The sequence below is a fragment of the Vibrio astriarenae genome (genome assembly GCF_010587385.1).
Taxonomy (GTDB): domain Bacteria; phylum Pseudomonadota; class Gammaproteobacteria; order Enterobacterales; family Vibrionaceae; genus Vibrio; species Vibrio astriarenae.
In genome coordinates this window covers 930,702-945,783 of sequence record NZ_CP047475.1, presented here as the reverse complement: position 1 = coordinate 945,783, position 15,082 = coordinate 930,702, and the positions used below count along the sequence as shown (strand labels likewise).

Below are 15,082 nucleotides of genomic sequence, written 5' to 3'. Positions count from 1 at the left end.
CGATGCTAAATAATACTGCGTATTATCGAACAAAACAGAATGCTCTGCGAGTCAGAACAGAGAAAGCGTACAAGTGATCACATGTAACGATATGAGTACAGGTAATTTACAAGCAGATTTGCGGCTCACCGCAAACCTACTCATAAAGCAAAAGAGCGAAAAATTAAAGCAAGCAGTCGGTAAAGCTTGTCGCTAACTGGCGAGTAAAATGAAAGTAACCACCCGACTTAACTTCTATACTTGAGGCCACAGGGTCCAAAACACCAACCGGAACATCCGTACCACGAGTAACCGATTTTACAACGGCTGGCGTAAATTGTGGCTCGGAGAAAACACATTTACCCTGCCCTTCGTTTAGCGTTGTGCGAATATGAATCAGTGTTTTAGCACCAGGTTTGCGTACAGGACTCACTGTAAAGTGACCAATATTGTTTAAGCCGAACTCTTCCTCAAAATACCCATATGCATCATGAAAAACAAAGTAACCCTTATCTTTGATCGGTGCTAACTTACCAATAATCTCAGTCCTTGCTTGCTCCAGACCTTCGGCGAACGCATCATAATTTGCCATGTAAACAGATTGATTTGCTGGATCTCGCTCTGCCAGTCTATTCACGATCTCTTTTGCGACAGCTTGTGTCGTACTCAAACCCAACCAAAAGTGTGGGTCTGTCGAACCATGGTCATGTCCATCGTGGCCGTGATCATCGGCGAACTCTCGAAAGTTGATATTCTCAAACTCACTAATGGTAATCGCACGTTCATTACCTTCAACCATCCGAGCCATGAAAGTTTCAAGTTCGTGCCCCCACCAGATGATCACATCGGCATCCTGAACCTTTTTTGCATCAGAAGGACGCATCGCATAGTCGTGTGGAGAAGCATTCGACTCCATCAAAACATCTGGGGTCGTTACGCCCTTGGTTAACTCCAAAGTAATGAGTTGGATTGGCTTAAATGAGGTTAGTACTTCGAGCGCCTGTGCTGAACCCGAAGCAAAAATAAATGAGGCAATTAACGGCAATATCCTTGGCATAGTTGTAATCTTCTGTTTTAAAGTTAGTAATCAACAAGCTCAAATGTTACATTATAACAATAGTATTTTGCAAATGAGTCGCATTTATGACAGCACTGCTTTCTCTCGATGACATCTGCGTGAACTTTGACGGTCGTTCTGTCGTCGACACAGTATCGCTAAACATCGAAAGAGGAAAAATCACCACATTGATTGGTCCCAACGGGGCGGGTAAATCAACATTAGTCAAAGTGGTGTTAGGTCTTATTAAACCTACGTCGGGCAGTATTGTTCGACAGGAAAAACTCAAACTTGGTTATGTCCCTCAAAAGCTCGCACTAAATGATACATTGCCGTTGAGTGTGCAACGATTCCTGAAACTCTCTGGTCGTTATAGCCAGCAAGAGCTCATCGATGCACTGAAACTCGTGGGGGCTGAACACTTATTAAAGAATCAAATGGCGACGCTTTCTGGTGGTGAAAATCAAAGAGTATTACTTGCACGGGCACTGCTGCAGCGACCAGATATCTTGGTACTTGACGAACCTGCTCAAGGGGTTGACGTTCAGGGGCAGATCGACCTATATGAACTGGTCGATAGCTTACGACACCGTTTCAATTGTGCCGTTTTCATGGTGTCTCATGACCTTCATTTAGTTATGGCAAAAACCGATGAAGTGATTTGTCTCCATCATCACGTTTGCTGTTCGGGTGCACCGGAGGATATCTCCAATCATCCCAAATACCTGGCGTTATTTGGCCATAGGGGCCGTGAAGCACTCGCTATTTACACGCACCATCATAAACACCATCACGACCTCTCTGGTCTTGAGGTAAATGGCCACGCGGAATCATGCAATAACCCTCTACATGGACATCATCATGATTGATTTTTTACTGCCATCGCTTCTGGCTGGACTTGGCGTTGCTGTGATTGCTGGTCCTCTAGGCTCTTTTGTCGTGTGGCGCCGCATGGCCTACTTTGGTGACACGCTTGCTCATGCCTCGCTCATGGGGTTAGCTCTAGGCTTGCTACTCAACATTAACCTGTACCTTGCACTCACTTTTTGTTGTCTCGCTCTCGCCTCTATTTTGGTGGTACTGCAAAAGCAAAAGCTGATTGCGACAGATACCTTACTCGGTATCTTGGCTCACAGTGCACTCTCATTTGGCTTAGTCGCCGTGAGCTTTTTAGACAATGTGCGAATTGATTTGATGGGCTATCTATTTGGTGATCTTCTTGCTGTCACGCCAGCCGATCTCTGGTTCATCTATGGTGGTGCAGTTGTGGTCTTAACTATCCTAGCTCTCACATGGCAACCATTGCTCAGTTCAACCGTCAATGAAGAGCTGGCGGCTATTGAAGGGATTAACACTGACTTGATGCGCCTTGTACTCATGTTACTGGTAGGGATGGTGATTGCTGTTGGTATGAAGTTTGTCGGTGCGCTGATCATCACCTCTTTATTGATTATTCCTGCAGCAACAGCGAGGCGCTTTTCTCATTCTCCAGAACAGATGGCTGGTTTTGCTTCCCTAATAGGCTCTCTCGCAGTCGTTGGAGGACTCTACATGTCATGGAACTGGGACACACCAGCGGGCCCATCGGTAGTGTTAGCAACAACGGCGATGTTCATCCTATCCCACGTATTACCTAAACGCGCTTGAGGTCAACGACATACCACAAGATCAAAAATGCCAGAGCACTACAACTGCTCTGGCATTTTTCGTTAACTTCTAAAACTTCTACGTCGGCTTATTAAGCGCCTTCGTTATGAAGTTCTAAGTTCGCAAGATCTTGCTGGATTTCACGTTGAATTTTAGAGTCATCGTTACGAAGCTCGTCTAGGAAGTCTAAGTATGCTTGGTCAATATCGCCTGTTACGTACTCGCCATTAAATACCGATGTTTCGAACTGAGCAACATCTGGATTACCAAGGCCAACCGCATCAACAAGGTCTTCCAAAGTTTGGAAAATAAGCTCATCTGCACCGATTTTCTCACAGATAGCCTGGTTATCACGACCATGAGCAATTAACTCATTTGCACTCGGCATATCAATACCATAAACGTTCGGGAAGCGAATCTCAGGTGCTGCTGACACCATGAATACTTTGTTTGCACCCGAGTCACGTGCCATTTCAATAATCTGCTCAGACGTCGTGCCACGAACGATTGAGTCATCGACGAGTAGAACGTTCTTACCTTTAAACTCAGAGCGAATTGCGTTCAGCTTGCGACGCACTGACTTCTTACGCTGCTGCTGACCTGGCATGATAAACGTGCGGCCAACATAGCGGTTTTTAACAAAACCTTGGCGGTATGGCTTATCAATCGCTTGAGCGATCTGCAGAGCAATATCACACGACGTTTCTGGGATAGGGATAACCACATCGATATCGAGATCCGCGTACTCTTTTTGAATACGTTCGCCCAGCTTCTTACCCATCTCGACACGTGCGCTGTAAACAGAAATCTTGTCAATAAATGAATCTGGGCGAGCAAAGTAAACGAACTCAAAGATACATGGGTTAAGAGTTGGGTTATCAGCACACTGTTGCGTGTGAAGCTCACCATCAAAGGTAATGTATACCGCTTCACCTGGAGCGACATCGCGCATAAAGTCAAAACCTACCGCATCCAATGCGACTGATTCTGAAGCCACCATGTACTCAGTGCGACCTTCAACTTCACGCTTACCAAGGCAAAGTGGACGAATACCATTAGGGTCACGGAAAGCAATCATACCGTGGCCGATGATCATTGCTACGACAGCGTAAGCACCGCGGATAGTGCGGTGTACATTAGTGACTGCACGGAATACATCTTCGGTTGTTACGTTACCCTTAACCATGTCGATTTCATGGGCAAGTACGTTAAGTAGTACCTCAGAATCAGACGTGGTGTTAACGTGACGACGGTCTTTCTCAAACAACTTTTCACGCACTTTGTGCGCATTAGTTAGGTTGCCGTTGTGAGCCAGCGTGATGCCGAATGGAGAGTTAACATAAAATGGCTGTGCTTCAGAAGCGCTAGAGCTACCCGCAGTTGGATAACGAACGTGACCAATCCCCACTGTTCCTTGTAAGCGCTGCATGTGTTTAGCTTCAAACACATCCTTCACCAATCCATTGGCTTTGCGTAGACGAAAACGATTGCTATCGATGGTACAAATACCCGCTGCATCTTGGCCACGGTGTTGCAAAACAGTCAATGCGTCATAGATAGACTGATTTACAAGGGAATTACCAACGATTCCTACGATACCACACATGAGTTTACCCTCGGTTTTAACAGTGACGGCGCTAAAGCGCGCCGGATAAAAAGCTAGAAGTTTCTGTTAAGTGCTCGAAGAACGGGGCAATGATTCGACTGAATTCAGGAACCAATTGCGAGCTCTCCCACCACTCTGATTCTGGGAATGCCGTAAACGCATCCATAAAAAACAGAGCTGCCGATACGATTAGAACGCCGCGCAGGCCACCAAAAACGATGCCCAATATACGATCGGTTCCTGATAGTCCCGTTTTTTGCACCAACTGACCGATGACGTAGTTTACTACTGCACCCACCACTAAGGTTGCAACAAATAGAGCCGCAATCGCCGCTCCGTTTCTAACGAGATCATCCTGAATATTTGAAAAATAAACGGCTAACTTAGCATAGTAGGTACTGGCGATAAAAAATGCCCCAAACCAAATAACGAGGGACAAAGCCTCTTTGGTAAAACCTCTAACTAAACTGATCAAAGCCGACAGACCGATCACACTTAAAATGACAATATCTAATGTATTCATGGCAACTACAAATTAAGTTGGCGCGCATTTTAACAGAAAAAACGCTGACGCAAACGTTTTCTTATGGGTTTAGTGGTTTAAATTTGAGCAATTGACCTTTTGAGCCGGTAATTTTCTCCAACTCAAGCACTTGTTTCTCTAGCTTACTTTTTGAAACATCTGGCCCGATGATCACGCGAGTAAAGCCATTCTCTTCTTTGGTATGAGCTTGATAGCCACGATTTTGCAAATCTTTGACCAAGTTGATTGCGTTGTCTCTGTTTTTCAGCGCAACCAACTGAATGATCCAAGCAGAATCTTGATACTGATTTCTCTCAGGCACTTCATTCACAACAAGCTCGACGAGATCTTCCTCTGGCTCAATAGGTTGAAGGGGGGCTTGCTCAGCAAGCTCAACTTCTACTTCATCAACCCCGACCGTTGCTTCAACCGGAGCTTGGGGTAGAGACACCTCATCAACCATCGGTTCCAGCACCTCAAAAACTTCAGGGCTATCGTCAATGAGAGGTTTTAACGGGATGCTCGCCACTTCCTCCTTATAATGAAGCTTCTTACCATCAAACAGATCAGGCAGGACAATAATGCCAACCGCGACGAGAATAATGGTTCCTACCAAGCGGCTCTGAAACTTACTGACCATCTAGGCTCCTTGCTTTTCGATATGTTGTAATACTTCTCCAACGGTGTGGAATGAGCCTACCACAAGGATGAGGTCGCTGTCGTCAGCCTCGTGCAATGCCATTTGATAAGCCTCAACTGGCGTTGAAAACGTCGACGTCACCGTAGGTAAGTGTGAAATCAGTTCCTCAGCACTGGCTGCTCGCGGTCCCGATAGAGAGGCGGGATACCAGTGAGACGACAATTGCCCCAAAACAGATAGTGTCGCTTCGATATCTTTGTCATGAAGCATAGCGACCACAGTGCGAATCGTGCGTTCTGGGTATTTTTTCTTGAGCTGTTCTACGAGATACTCTGCCGAATGTGGGTTGTGTGCGACATCAAGAAGTACTTGCGGTGACTTGCCCAGCACCTGCATACGTCCTGGCAACGTCGCTGACTCTAACCCCTTAACAATGTTCACATCACTGATATCAAGCTCAGCACAACCAAGCGCCATCAAGGCCGTTGCTGCGTTCGCCAATGGCAGTGAAGGGATTGGCAAGGTATCGAGACTAAACGACCCGCTGTTCCAGCGCCAAGTCTTCTCACCTTGTTCAAGTGCATAGTCGTACTGAATGCCGACTTGATGAAGTTTGGCGCCGATGTCATCGGCATGACCTGCCACCGTTGCCGGTGCCTGCGGTTGACCACATACGGCTGGCTTATTTGCGCGGAAAATACCTGCTTTTTCGAAACCGATCACATTGATATCGTCACCCAACCAATCGACGTGATCCACGGCAAGGCTAGTAATGACCGACACGTCGTGCTCCACCACATTGGTTGCATCCAGGCGGCCACCTAGACCAACCTCAAGAAGTACGACATCGACTTGGTACTGTTGAAATTGGTACAGCGCGGCCAAAGTGCCAAACTCAAAGAAACTCAAGCTCACATCACCGCGTTGTTGGTCGATATAAGCGAAGGCTTGGCTATGCTCCGAATCTGGCAGGTCTTTACCATTAATACGTACACGTTCATTGTAACGAATAAGGTGCGGTGAGCTATAAACACCGACGGAGTAGCCAGCGTCCAGCAAGATCGCCTCTAATAGAGCGCATGTGGAGCCCTTACCATTGGTGCCGGCAACAGTAATTACTTTGGGAGCGGGTTTCGTTAGGTTCGCTTTTTGGCAGACGGTACTGACACGGTCAAGACCTAAGTCAATAGAAGAGGTATGAATGTTGGCTAAATAATCAAGCCACATCGATAGAGGCGATGTGGCTTGAGGAACTGTTTGTTGGGTCATCTAATGTCAACCAAGATAGTGGTTTGAATTAGCTCTACTTTACCCTTTTTCTTTCGCTTCTGGTACTTCATAAGGCGCTTCTTCTGGAGAATCATCCACAGAAACCACCATTGGCGAAGTTGTGTTGGTTAATTTCGCAATTAGACCACCGACACGCTGACGCATTTCGCGACGATCAACAATCATATCGATGGCACCGTGCTCTAGAAGGAACTCACTGCGCTGGAAGCCTTCTGGAAGGTCTTCACGCACCGTTTGCTCAATAACACGACGTCCAGCAAAACCAATCAATGCATTTGGCTCACCGATATTGATATCACCAAGCATCGCTAAACTTGCTGATACGCCACCCATTGTTGGGTCAGTCATCACGGAAATGAACGGTAGGCCTTTAGCAGAAAGACGCTCTAGTGCCGCACTGGTTTTTGCCATCTGCATCAATGACATTAGAGCTTCTTGCATACGAGCACCACCGCTCGCCGAGAAACAAACCAAACCACAATCATTCTCGATTGCGGCCTCAACCGCTTTAACAAAGCGCGCCCCAACCACAGAACCCATTGAGCCCCCCATGAAAGAGAACTCAAACGCACAAGCCACAAGTGGCATGCCTAACAGTTCACCTTTCATTACAACGAGCGCATCTTTCTCACCACTTGCTTTCTGAGCAGCTGATATTCTGTCTTTGTAACGCTTTGAGTCTTTAAATTTGAGTTTATCGGTTGGCTCTAGCTCTGTCGCTAGCTCCTCGCGATTGCCTTCATCCAGGAAGGTTTCTAGACGCTTGCGGGCTTTCATACGCATATGGTGGTCACACTTAGGACACACCTCAAGATTGCGCTCTAACTCCGCGTGATAAAGGACTTGTTCACACGACGTACACTTAGTCCAAACCCCTTCTGGGATAGACGCTTTACGTGAGCTAACAATATTCGTTTTGTCTAAAATCTTTTCGAGCCAACTCATGGAGGACCTTTTTCTCTTTTATTCCCGCAACCTTGCCGAAATAGTCAATTCTTAAATATGCCGAAGGATTAAAGCACATTACGTGCCTAGTGTGGACAAAAAACTGGTTGTACCTATTTTTAGTCAACAAGCTTATTGCCGAAATAGCCCACTAGCCGTCCCAATTACGACATTTCCCTGCAAAAATGTTTGATCGCCATTCCATTACGGCGTCCAATCAACCGCGCTGCTGATGCATTGCACACTTCACCACAACCCGTGAAGAGTAAATACTCTCGTCAATAATTACTTATATTGAGTCATCTTGCTTGTAAATGTTGTGATTTTGTTGGTTTAGTTCAAATTCTCTGGTAAGAAAAGTGGGCCAATGGGCAACCGTGGTAACTCAAACTCTTGTGGGTAATCTACATCGACCAAATACAAACCTTCCGCTTTTGCCGTCGCAGAAGCAAGCTTTCGATCTTTCGCTTCAAGTAACCACTTAATCCACTCAGGTTTCTGTTCACCTCGCCCTACGGTAATCAGCGAGCCCGTAATGTTACGTACCATATGATGGACAAATGCATTTGCCTTGATATCGATAACCACGTATTGGCCGTGACGAGTGACATTTAGGTGCATCATATTGCGCCAAGGGCTATTTGATTGACAGTGCACCGCGCGAAACGAAGTAAAGTCATTCTCCCCTAAGAGATATTGACCCGCTTCCTGCATCTTAGTAACGTCCAACTCACCATGATAGTGACTTACACCATGCGACAAGATCCCGCCACGATAAGGCGAGTTGAAAATAACGTAGCGGTAGCGTCGTGCCGTTGCGGTAAATCGCGCATGAAAGTCTTCCGGGACCTCTTTGGCCCAGCGCACAGCAATGTCCTTTGGCATATTCGTGTTCACACCCATGGTCCATGCTGCCATTTTACGTACCGCTGTCGTATCAAAGTGCACTACCTGCCCCGTACCATGCACACCTGCATCGGTACGACCCGCACATTGCACTTCAACCGGATGATTGGCAATTTTGCTCAACGCTTTTTCAAGGCACTCTTGGACACTTTTTACGTCACGCTGGCGCTGCCATCCGTAATATTTGGCACCATCGTACTCAATACCTAACGCTATTCTCATGATCTTCTCGTTTAATGCATGGGGTCGGGAATTATACCCAAGTCAAAGTAAGTTGCCAGAATAACAAAAGCCACCCAATAGCTTGCGTTATTGGATGGCTTAATAAACGTCATTTAGACTAACTAAGCGCGAATCTTATCGATCAAGCTCTTGGCCTCGCGACGAATGTCATCATTACCATCAACGATCGCTTCTTCTAATAGTTTAATCGCTCCTTGCGAATCATTCATCTCAAGATAGATTTTAGCCAAGTCAATTTTACCTGATGCCTCACTATTTGCGTCGACATCTTCAAAATCCACATTACCAATCACATCCGGAAACTCATCGAGGCCGACATTAAGATTGAGCTCTTCTTCATCAGGGGTGAGCTCTACCTCAGAGTCAACCTCAGCCATTAGCTCTTCAATCGTTTTATATTGAGCATCTTTAGGATTAAAGTCATGTTGTTGTGACCAATCGTCATCCGCGATCTTAGCTTGCTCTGGTTGGTTATTTGAATCCCAAACTTGCTGCTCATCAGCTGGAATATCGGCCAAGTTCTCATCCGGGCGCTGGAAGCCGTCCCAGTCTTCACCGCCCATTTCAAGCATAGAATCAATATCCATACCTGCACTGTCTGCTTTCTCTGGAGAGAACATCGACTGATCAAACGTGACCGAATCATTCGACTCATCTAGCCAATCATTCAACACGCCTTCATCAATACTTTGAGCACTTTCACTGGTGACTTCTCCTGATTGGAAGAGATCAAACAACGCATTTTGCTCATCCACATTTTCAGGGTCGACGGCCATTGATGGGTCAATAAAGTCGTCAGAATGACTCTGTTCCGCTGTAGCCAGTGGTTCATTCGGCTGCTCTAACGAAGCGGCTGCATCTTCTTCGGTAAACTCTGGCAACAGCTCATCAGCTAAAGACAGTGACTCTTCTGTCGCCTGCAGCTCTGTCGTTAACTCTGGCTCATCGAACGAGGCTGCTGCGTCTTCTTCAGTAAACTCGGGCAAGAGTTCATCGTTTAACGACAACGGCTCTTCTACCGCCTGCGGCTCGGGTTGGAGCTCTGGTTCACCTGGCTCATCAAACGAGGCAGCTGCGTCTTCTTCGGTAAACTCAGGTAACAGCTCATCATCTAACAACAACGGCTCTTCTACTGCTTGCGGCTCAGGCTGGAGCTCCGGTTTAACTGGTTCATCAAACGAGGCTGCTGCGTCCTCTTCAGTAAACTCAGGGAAAAGCTCATCATCTAACGACAACGGCTTTTCTACTGCTTGCGACTCGGGTTGGAGCTCTGGTTCAACTGGCTCATCAAACGAGACTGCTGCGTCCTCTTCAGTAAACTCATGGAAAAGCTCATCATCTAACGACAACGGCTCTTCTACTGCTTGTGACTCTGTTTGGGGCTCTGGTTCATCAAACGAGGCTGCTGCGTCTTCTTCAGTAAACTCAGGGAAAAGCTCATCATCTAGGGCAAACGGCTGCTCTTCCGCTTGCGCCTCTGGCTGTTCCTCAAGTTCAACAGTCTCATCAAAAGAAGCCGCCGTATCTTCTTCAGTAAATTCAGGGAAAAGCGCTTCGTCTAGTGATAAAGGCTGCTTCGTAGAATCCTGCTCTGGCTCATTCGACTCAAACAACCAGTCATCATCTTGAGGCAACCCAAACTCATTTTCTTCAGCTTTCGATGTATCTTGCTCTGAGCGTTGTTCAGCGGAAGAGGAGTCTCGCTCTGATAAACTGTCCCAGTCGCCGCCACTGAGCAACGGATCTTTATCTAAAGAAATAGAGTCAATATCATCAACAAAGTCGTCGCGATTAAATGGCGGCTCTGGCTCTTTAGAGTGTTGTTCAGCGACCTCTGCAAGCAAATCATCAATATCTTGATCTTCGGCACGCTCTTTATCTTGTGACAAATTGCTATCATCAAAACTAAATTCAGCCAATAATTCATCTGGATCAACGTTACCATCAATTGACTTTAGACTCGCCGTTTCAGAAGCTTGCTCAATTTCCAGTAACTCATCGAAGAGTTCAGTGCCATCAGACAGTTCATCTTCTTGCCCTGAGTCCATATCATGTTCGGTAAGCAGCTCATCAAGCATCTGCTCTGAAGTCGATAGGTCCAGATCATCGTCTGAAGCACCAACGAGTTCATCGAGCAAGTCAACGCTATCTTCTGCGATCTCGCTGCTAGCACTTCCCTCGTCTTGTTGCTCAATGAAGTCATCCAAGAGGCCTGTACTCTCTTCAAGATCGAATTCATCAAAACTATCATCATCAAGCGCGTACTCAGCTGTCGGCTCTTTCTGCTCCTTAGGTTGCTCAATATCAAGACCCAGCTCATCTTCTAGGGATACAAGCGAGTCGTCGCCCCCTTGCTCATCAATATCAAGCAGGAGTTCATCGAGCATACTTTGATCTAACGATCCTCCTTCCAGCGCCTCCTCATTCGACAATAAGGAATCAAAATCATCATCGTCAGAAAGGTCAAAACCACTGTCACCATCCTCATCGAGACTTGCTTGATCGAGAGCCCTCTCCATCTCTTCAAGTCCCAGAGCTTTCTCATCGAAACTGACGCTAATGCCATTGCTACTCATCGCAATGTCATCGAGCTCGGCATCAATATCGCTATCGTCTAGCGCGTCAAATAGGCCATCATCGTCATCGAGGTTCAGGTCAAGGCCGTCGTCATCTGAGAGATCAGCAAAGATATCTTCTTGTAGTGGCTCTTGGGTGTCTTCAGCGTTATCTGAATCATCACTTGCCAAGCTATCGTCATCAAATAGATCATCACCCAACAACAGGTCATCATCGAGATCATCACTTTCAAGGCTTGGTACTTCATCTGCTGTTGCAAGCGTCTGAACATTAATATCTTGCTGCGAAGGGCTTTCCGCTTCATCACTGTTACGACGACGGTTAAGCAAAGAGACAACAATCAATACCAGCAATAGCCCAGGAATACTCGCTAAAAGAGCCAACAGCCATGGTGTCGCTGCCAGTTGATCAACCAGTGAAGGCTTGAGTCGCTGTTCATCTGCAATACGCACTCTCTCCGCTTGAAGCATTTTCTCCACTTCATCACGAATTCGCTGTTCATCGGAAACCTCTTCTCGCAGCGAGCCGAGTTCGTTTTGAACCTCTGATAGCATTAGACGAAGTTGGTGGTTACGCTCTTCAAGCGCAAGAAGCTCTGATTCTGATACCTCTAACTCTTCTTTAAGGCGTGAAACCTCTTGCGGCTCTTGTTTAACTTCTTCCAGCGCTTGAGCATCCACCTTGTCAGGTTCAGACTCTGGTTGAGGTTGTGCTGGTACAGTGGGTTCGCTAACCGCTTTAATCTCTGGCTCAGATGACACCTGTTCTGTCTGTGGTGCGTCGCTCGCTGGAAGCCTTGGTCGTGTCGGCGTTAGAACGGGTGTTGGCTGTAAGCGCTTTTGGTGGGTTGCCATGACACGCACGGCCTGCTCTGTTGTAACACTTTGTGCTTGAGCAAGCGATGGGATTCTTAGATTGCTGCCTGGAATCAGGCTATGAATATTCTGATCTTCAAATGCTCTCGGGTTGACTTGATAAATAGCCAACAACATCTGCTGAGTGGTAATGCGATTATTAGGGCGAAAGCGCGAGGCAATTTGCCACAAAGTCTCTTCCTCACCCACAGGACCATAAAAACGAGACGGTTCACTGATCGGTGTATTTCGATTAATCGGCTGAGAATATTGCGGTGAGCTCGATACTTCACCATTAGGACCTTTGACACGAATCGTGTCTGCACTGACGTATGAAGCCCCTGTAGCAACAACCAGCAAGAGTGGTAAGCAGAGACGTTGAAAAATAAGACGCATAAAAAGCTCAGTAAAAGGCAAATATCAGAATGTTAACTTCTAAATATATCGGATAATGGGGGCAAAACTATAGTGGAAATAGCAAAAAATGCCGCTTGAAAGGGATTATCGCATGAAACTCACAAAAAAGGGCCCACATCCGTGGGCCCTCTTGATTAAAAACGCTTCAATATTGATTATTTAGTAATAATCGCGAATCAATACTTCCGCAATTTGCACGGCATTGGTCGCCGCACCTTTACGTACGTTGTCAGCAACAACCCACAAGTTGATGCCACTATGATGACTGATGTCATTACGAATACGACCCACCATAACGTGATCTTTACCGCCTGAGTCACGAACTTGCGTAGGGAAGTCTTCACCGTGGAAAACTTCGACACCCTCAGTCTGCTCTAGCAGTTGTGCGACTTCTTGTGCATCAATCGGTGCACGAGTCTCTAGGTGCACCGCTTCAGCATGACCATAAAATACCGGTACACGCACGCAGGTTGGGTTCACAGTAATTGACGGATCGTTAAAGATCTTCTGCGTTTCCCACACCATTTTCATCTCTTCTTTGGTGTAGCCGTTTTCCATAAATTTATCGATCTGAGGAATACAGTTAAACGCGATCTGCTGCGAGAATTGCTCCGCTTCAGCTGGACGACCATTTAACAAGTGCGCAGTTTGACCCGCTAGCTCGTCAATACCCGCTTTACCTGCGCCTGAAACCGATTGGTACGTTGATACGTTGATACGCTCAATACCCACGGCATCGTGAATTGGCTTAAGTGCCACCAGCATTTGTATGGTTGAACAGTTAGGATTTGCAATAATGTTGCGGTTACGAAACTCAGCAATCGCTTCTGGGTTCACTTCTGGCACCACCAGCGGAACATCGTAGTCGTAGCGGAAGTGTGACGTATTATCGATAACAACAACGCCAGAGTCTGCTGCAATCGGCGCCCATTTTTCTGATAGCTCACCACCAGCAGAGAAAAGACCAATGTGTGCTTGAGACCAATCAAACTCTTCTACATTCTGCACAACCACAGACTTACCATTAAAGCGGTATGTTTTGCCTGCGCTGCGCTCACTCGCTAAAAGAAAAATTTCACCAACAGGAAACTTACGCTCTTGCAGCACTTCTAGAATGGTTTCACCCACTGCGCCCGTTGCGCCTAGAACAGCTACGTTGAATTGTTGACTCATTTTCTTACCTCGATTTGAAAACCTAATTTATTTAACGGTGCCAAATTGCACGTTTCATCCCCAGTTAGGGTGACAGCACTATATTCTCGTCGGTCCCAATACTGCTTGCGCATTTGGTCAAATGCGCCTGGTTTGACGATCTCACGACGGAACAGGCTGTCGTCTTTGCGCACATCATAGATGATTTGCGTCAAATTGTGCAGCGTTGCTTCATCCCAGGCTCGATCGAGTGTCACTTCCGGTGTTGGAGCGACAGGCAATAGATCTGATGCTTGCGCTCGCTCGCTACGACCCAAGAACTCACAATAAGCGTTAAAAATCATTGTCGTACCACGAGCCTTCCCTTCTAAACCATAACCTGCAACGTGCGGCGTAGCAAAGGCAAGACTAGGCAATAAATCCATATCGACTTCTGGCTCAAACTCAAACACATCCAACGCTGCAGTGAAACCGTCTCCCTTTTCGAGACGTGCTTTTAGCGCCTGGTTATCGACGATAGGGCCGCGCGCTGCATTGATCAAAATCTGATCGCCACGCAAAATGTTTAGCACTTTTTCATCTAACAGATGATGCGTTGCGTGCTCACCTTGTCGTGTGATTGGCGTATGCAAAGTAATCACATCCGCTTGTTCCAGCAGCTCGTTTAGAGGTGTGAAGGTTCGATTGTCCCCTTGTTGTTGTTTAGGAGGATCGTTGATCAAAACGTTAATCCCAATGCCCTGTAGGCAATCAGCTAAATAGCTACCCACCTGACCTGCACCAACAATGCCCACCGTTTTATCAAATACTGAAAAACCTTGTTGCTGTGCCAGTACCATCATAACGCTGAACACGTACTCTGCCACACCCACCTTGTTACAACCCGGTGCAGCAGTGAAGAAAATACCACGTTCTTTCAGTAGGGCTTGGTCTACATGATCCATGCCTGCAGTCGCCGTTCCGACAAACTTCAGCTTGTTCGCCTTGGCAATCAGTTCAGCATTAACCTTGGTCACTGAACGTATCATCAGTGCATCAACGTCAACTAAGTCATCTGCGGTGAGGGTTCGACCAGGCTTTAACATCACCTCGCCAATTTGGCTAAATAGTGCCTCGGCGTAAGGCATATTTTCATCAACAATGATCTTCATATTAAGTCTATCAACAGTCCGTATATTGGCTTTAACCAGATTGTGCAAAATTCACTGCGTAGTGTCTATAGAAAAGCCCTGTCCATAAAAAAGCC

General features: G+C 46.6%; 12 protein-coding genes. 2 read left to right on the top strand and 10 right to left on the bottom strand.

Annotated features, from left to right (window positions below; genetic code table 11):
- Positions 1-163: 163 nt before the first annotated feature.
- Positions 164-1,036, bottom strand: coding sequence for a zinc ABC transporter substrate-binding protein ZnuA (znuA, locus tag GT360_RS04580; RefSeq protein ID WP_164647731.1), 873 nt, complete (start codon positions 1,034-1,036; stop codon positions 164-166).
- Positions 1,037-1,122: 86 nt separating this feature from the next.
- Here znuA and znuC point away from each other — a divergent pair, with 86 nt between their 5' ends.
- Together znuC and znuB are read left to right on the top strand one after the other, a co-directional pair.
- Complete coding sequence (znuC, locus tag GT360_RS04575) at positions 1,123-1,905, top strand: zinc ABC transporter ATP-binding protein ZnuC (protein WP_164647730.1); 783 nt, start codon at positions 1,123-1,125, stop codon at positions 1,903-1,905.
- A complete protein-coding gene (gene znuB / locus GT360_RS04570) occupies positions 1,898-2,683 on the top strand; it encodes a zinc ABC transporter permease subunit ZnuB (RefSeq protein ID WP_164647729.1) in 786 nt (261 codons plus the stop codon). Before znuC ends, znuB begins: the two co-directional genes overlap by 8 nt.
- A gap of 91 nt (positions 2,684-2,774) precedes the next feature.
- Here znuB and purF read toward each other — a convergent pair whose 3' ends face one another.
- The 9 genes from purF to GT360_RS04525 all read right to left on the bottom strand — a co-directional run bounded on the left by purF (position 2,775) and on the right by GT360_RS04525 (position 14,987).
- Entirely contained in the window at positions 2,775-4,289 is a 1,515-nt protein-coding gene (gene purF, locus GT360_RS04565; RefSeq protein WP_164647728.1) for an amidophosphoribosyltransferase, read from the bottom strand.
- Positions 4,290-4,320: 31 nt separating this feature from the next.
- Entirely contained in the window at positions 4,321-4,812 is a 492-nt protein-coding gene (locus GT360_RS04560; protein ID WP_164647727.1) for a CvpA family protein, read from the bottom strand.
- A gap of 61 nt (positions 4,813-4,873) precedes the next feature.
- A complete protein-coding gene (locus GT360_RS04555) occupies positions 4,874-5,452 on the bottom strand; it encodes an SPOR domain-containing protein (protein ID WP_164647726.1) in 579 nt (192 codons plus the stop codon).
- Entirely contained in the window at positions 5,453-6,721 is a 1,269-nt protein-coding gene (gene folC, locus GT360_RS04550) for a bifunctional tetrahydrofolate synthase/dihydrofolate synthase (protein ID WP_164647725.1), read from the bottom strand.
- A gap of 39 nt (positions 6,722-6,760) precedes the next feature.
- Positions 6,761-7,687 carry an acetyl-CoA carboxylase, carboxyltransferase subunit beta gene (gene accD / locus GT360_RS04545; RefSeq protein WP_164647724.1) on the bottom strand — a complete coding sequence of 309 codons (927 nt, stop codon included), beginning with the start codon at positions 7,685-7,687 and terminating at the stop codon, positions 6,761-6,763.
- Between the two features lie 333 nt (positions 7,688-8,020).
- Positions 8,021-8,815 carry a tRNA pseudouridine(38-40) synthase TruA gene (truA, locus tag GT360_RS04540; RefSeq protein ID WP_164647723.1) on the bottom strand — a complete coding sequence of 265 codons (795 nt, stop codon included), beginning with the start codon at positions 8,813-8,815 and terminating at the stop codon, positions 8,021-8,023.
- 122 nt (positions 8,816-8,937) lie between these two features.
- Positions 8,938-12,663, bottom strand: a complete 3,726-nt coding sequence (locus tag GT360_RS04535) for a FimV/HubP family polar landmark protein (RefSeq protein WP_164647722.1) — start codon at positions 12,661-12,663, stop codon at positions 8,938-8,940.
- Between the two features lie 180 nt (positions 12,664-12,843).
- Positions 12,844-13,857, bottom strand: coding sequence for an aspartate-semialdehyde dehydrogenase (locus GT360_RS04530; protein WP_164647721.1), 1,014 nt, complete (start codon positions 13,855-13,857; stop codon positions 12,844-12,846).
- Positions 13,854-14,987, bottom strand: a complete 1,134-nt coding sequence (locus tag GT360_RS04525) for a 4-phosphoerythronate dehydrogenase (protein ID WP_164647720.1) — start codon at positions 14,985-14,987, stop codon at positions 13,854-13,856. Before GT360_RS04525 ends, GT360_RS04530 begins: the two co-directional genes overlap by 4 nt.
- Positions 14,988-15,082 lie beyond the last annotated feature (95 nt).

What these genes read in the sequence shown, in the direction of transcription:
- znuA (WP_164647731.1), bottom strand. Translation starts at nt 1,036, where the DNA reads ATGCCAAGGATATTGCCGTTAATTGCCTCATTTATTTTTGCTTCGGGT.
- znuC (WP_164647730.1), top strand. Translation starts at nt 1,123, where the DNA reads ATGACAGCACTGCTTTCTCTCGATGACATCTGCGTGAACTTTGACGGT.
- znuB (WP_164647729.1), top strand. Translation starts at nt 1,898, where the DNA reads ATGATTGATTTTTTACTGCCATCGCTTCTGGCTGGACTTGGCGTTGCT.
- purF (WP_164647728.1), bottom strand. Translation starts at nt 4,289, where the DNA reads ATGTGTGGTATCGTAGGAATCGTTGGTAATTCCCTTGTAAATCAGTCT.
- GT360_RS04560 (WP_164647727.1), bottom strand. Translation starts at nt 4,812, where the DNA reads ATGAATACATTAGATATTGTCATTTTAAGTGTGATCGGTCTGTCGGCT.
- GT360_RS04555 (WP_164647726.1), bottom strand. Translation starts at nt 5,452, where the DNA reads ATGGTCAGTAAGTTTCAGAGCCGCTTGGTAGGAACCATTATTCTCGTC.
- folC (WP_164647725.1), bottom strand. Translation starts at nt 6,721, where the DNA reads ATGACCCAACAAACAGTTCCTCAAGCCACATCGCCTCTATCGATGTGG.
- accD (WP_164647724.1), bottom strand. Translation starts at nt 7,687, where the DNA reads ATGAGTTGGCTCGAAAAGATTTTAGACAAAACGAATATTGTTAGCTCA.
- truA (WP_164647723.1), bottom strand. Translation starts at nt 8,815, where the DNA reads ATGAGAATAGCGTTAGGTATTGAGTACGATGGTGCCAAATATTACGGA.
- GT360_RS04535 (WP_164647722.1), bottom strand. Translation starts at nt 12,663, where the DNA reads ATGCGTCTTATTTTTCAACGTCTCTGCTTACCACTCTTGCTGGTTGTT.
- GT360_RS04530 (WP_164647721.1), bottom strand. Translation starts at nt 13,857, where the DNA reads ATGAGTCAACAATTCAACGTAGCTGTTCTAGGCGCAACGGGCGCAGTG.
- GT360_RS04525 (WP_164647720.1), bottom strand. Translation starts at nt 14,987, where the DNA reads ATGAAGATCATTGTTGATGAAAATATGCCTTACGCCGAGGCACTATTT.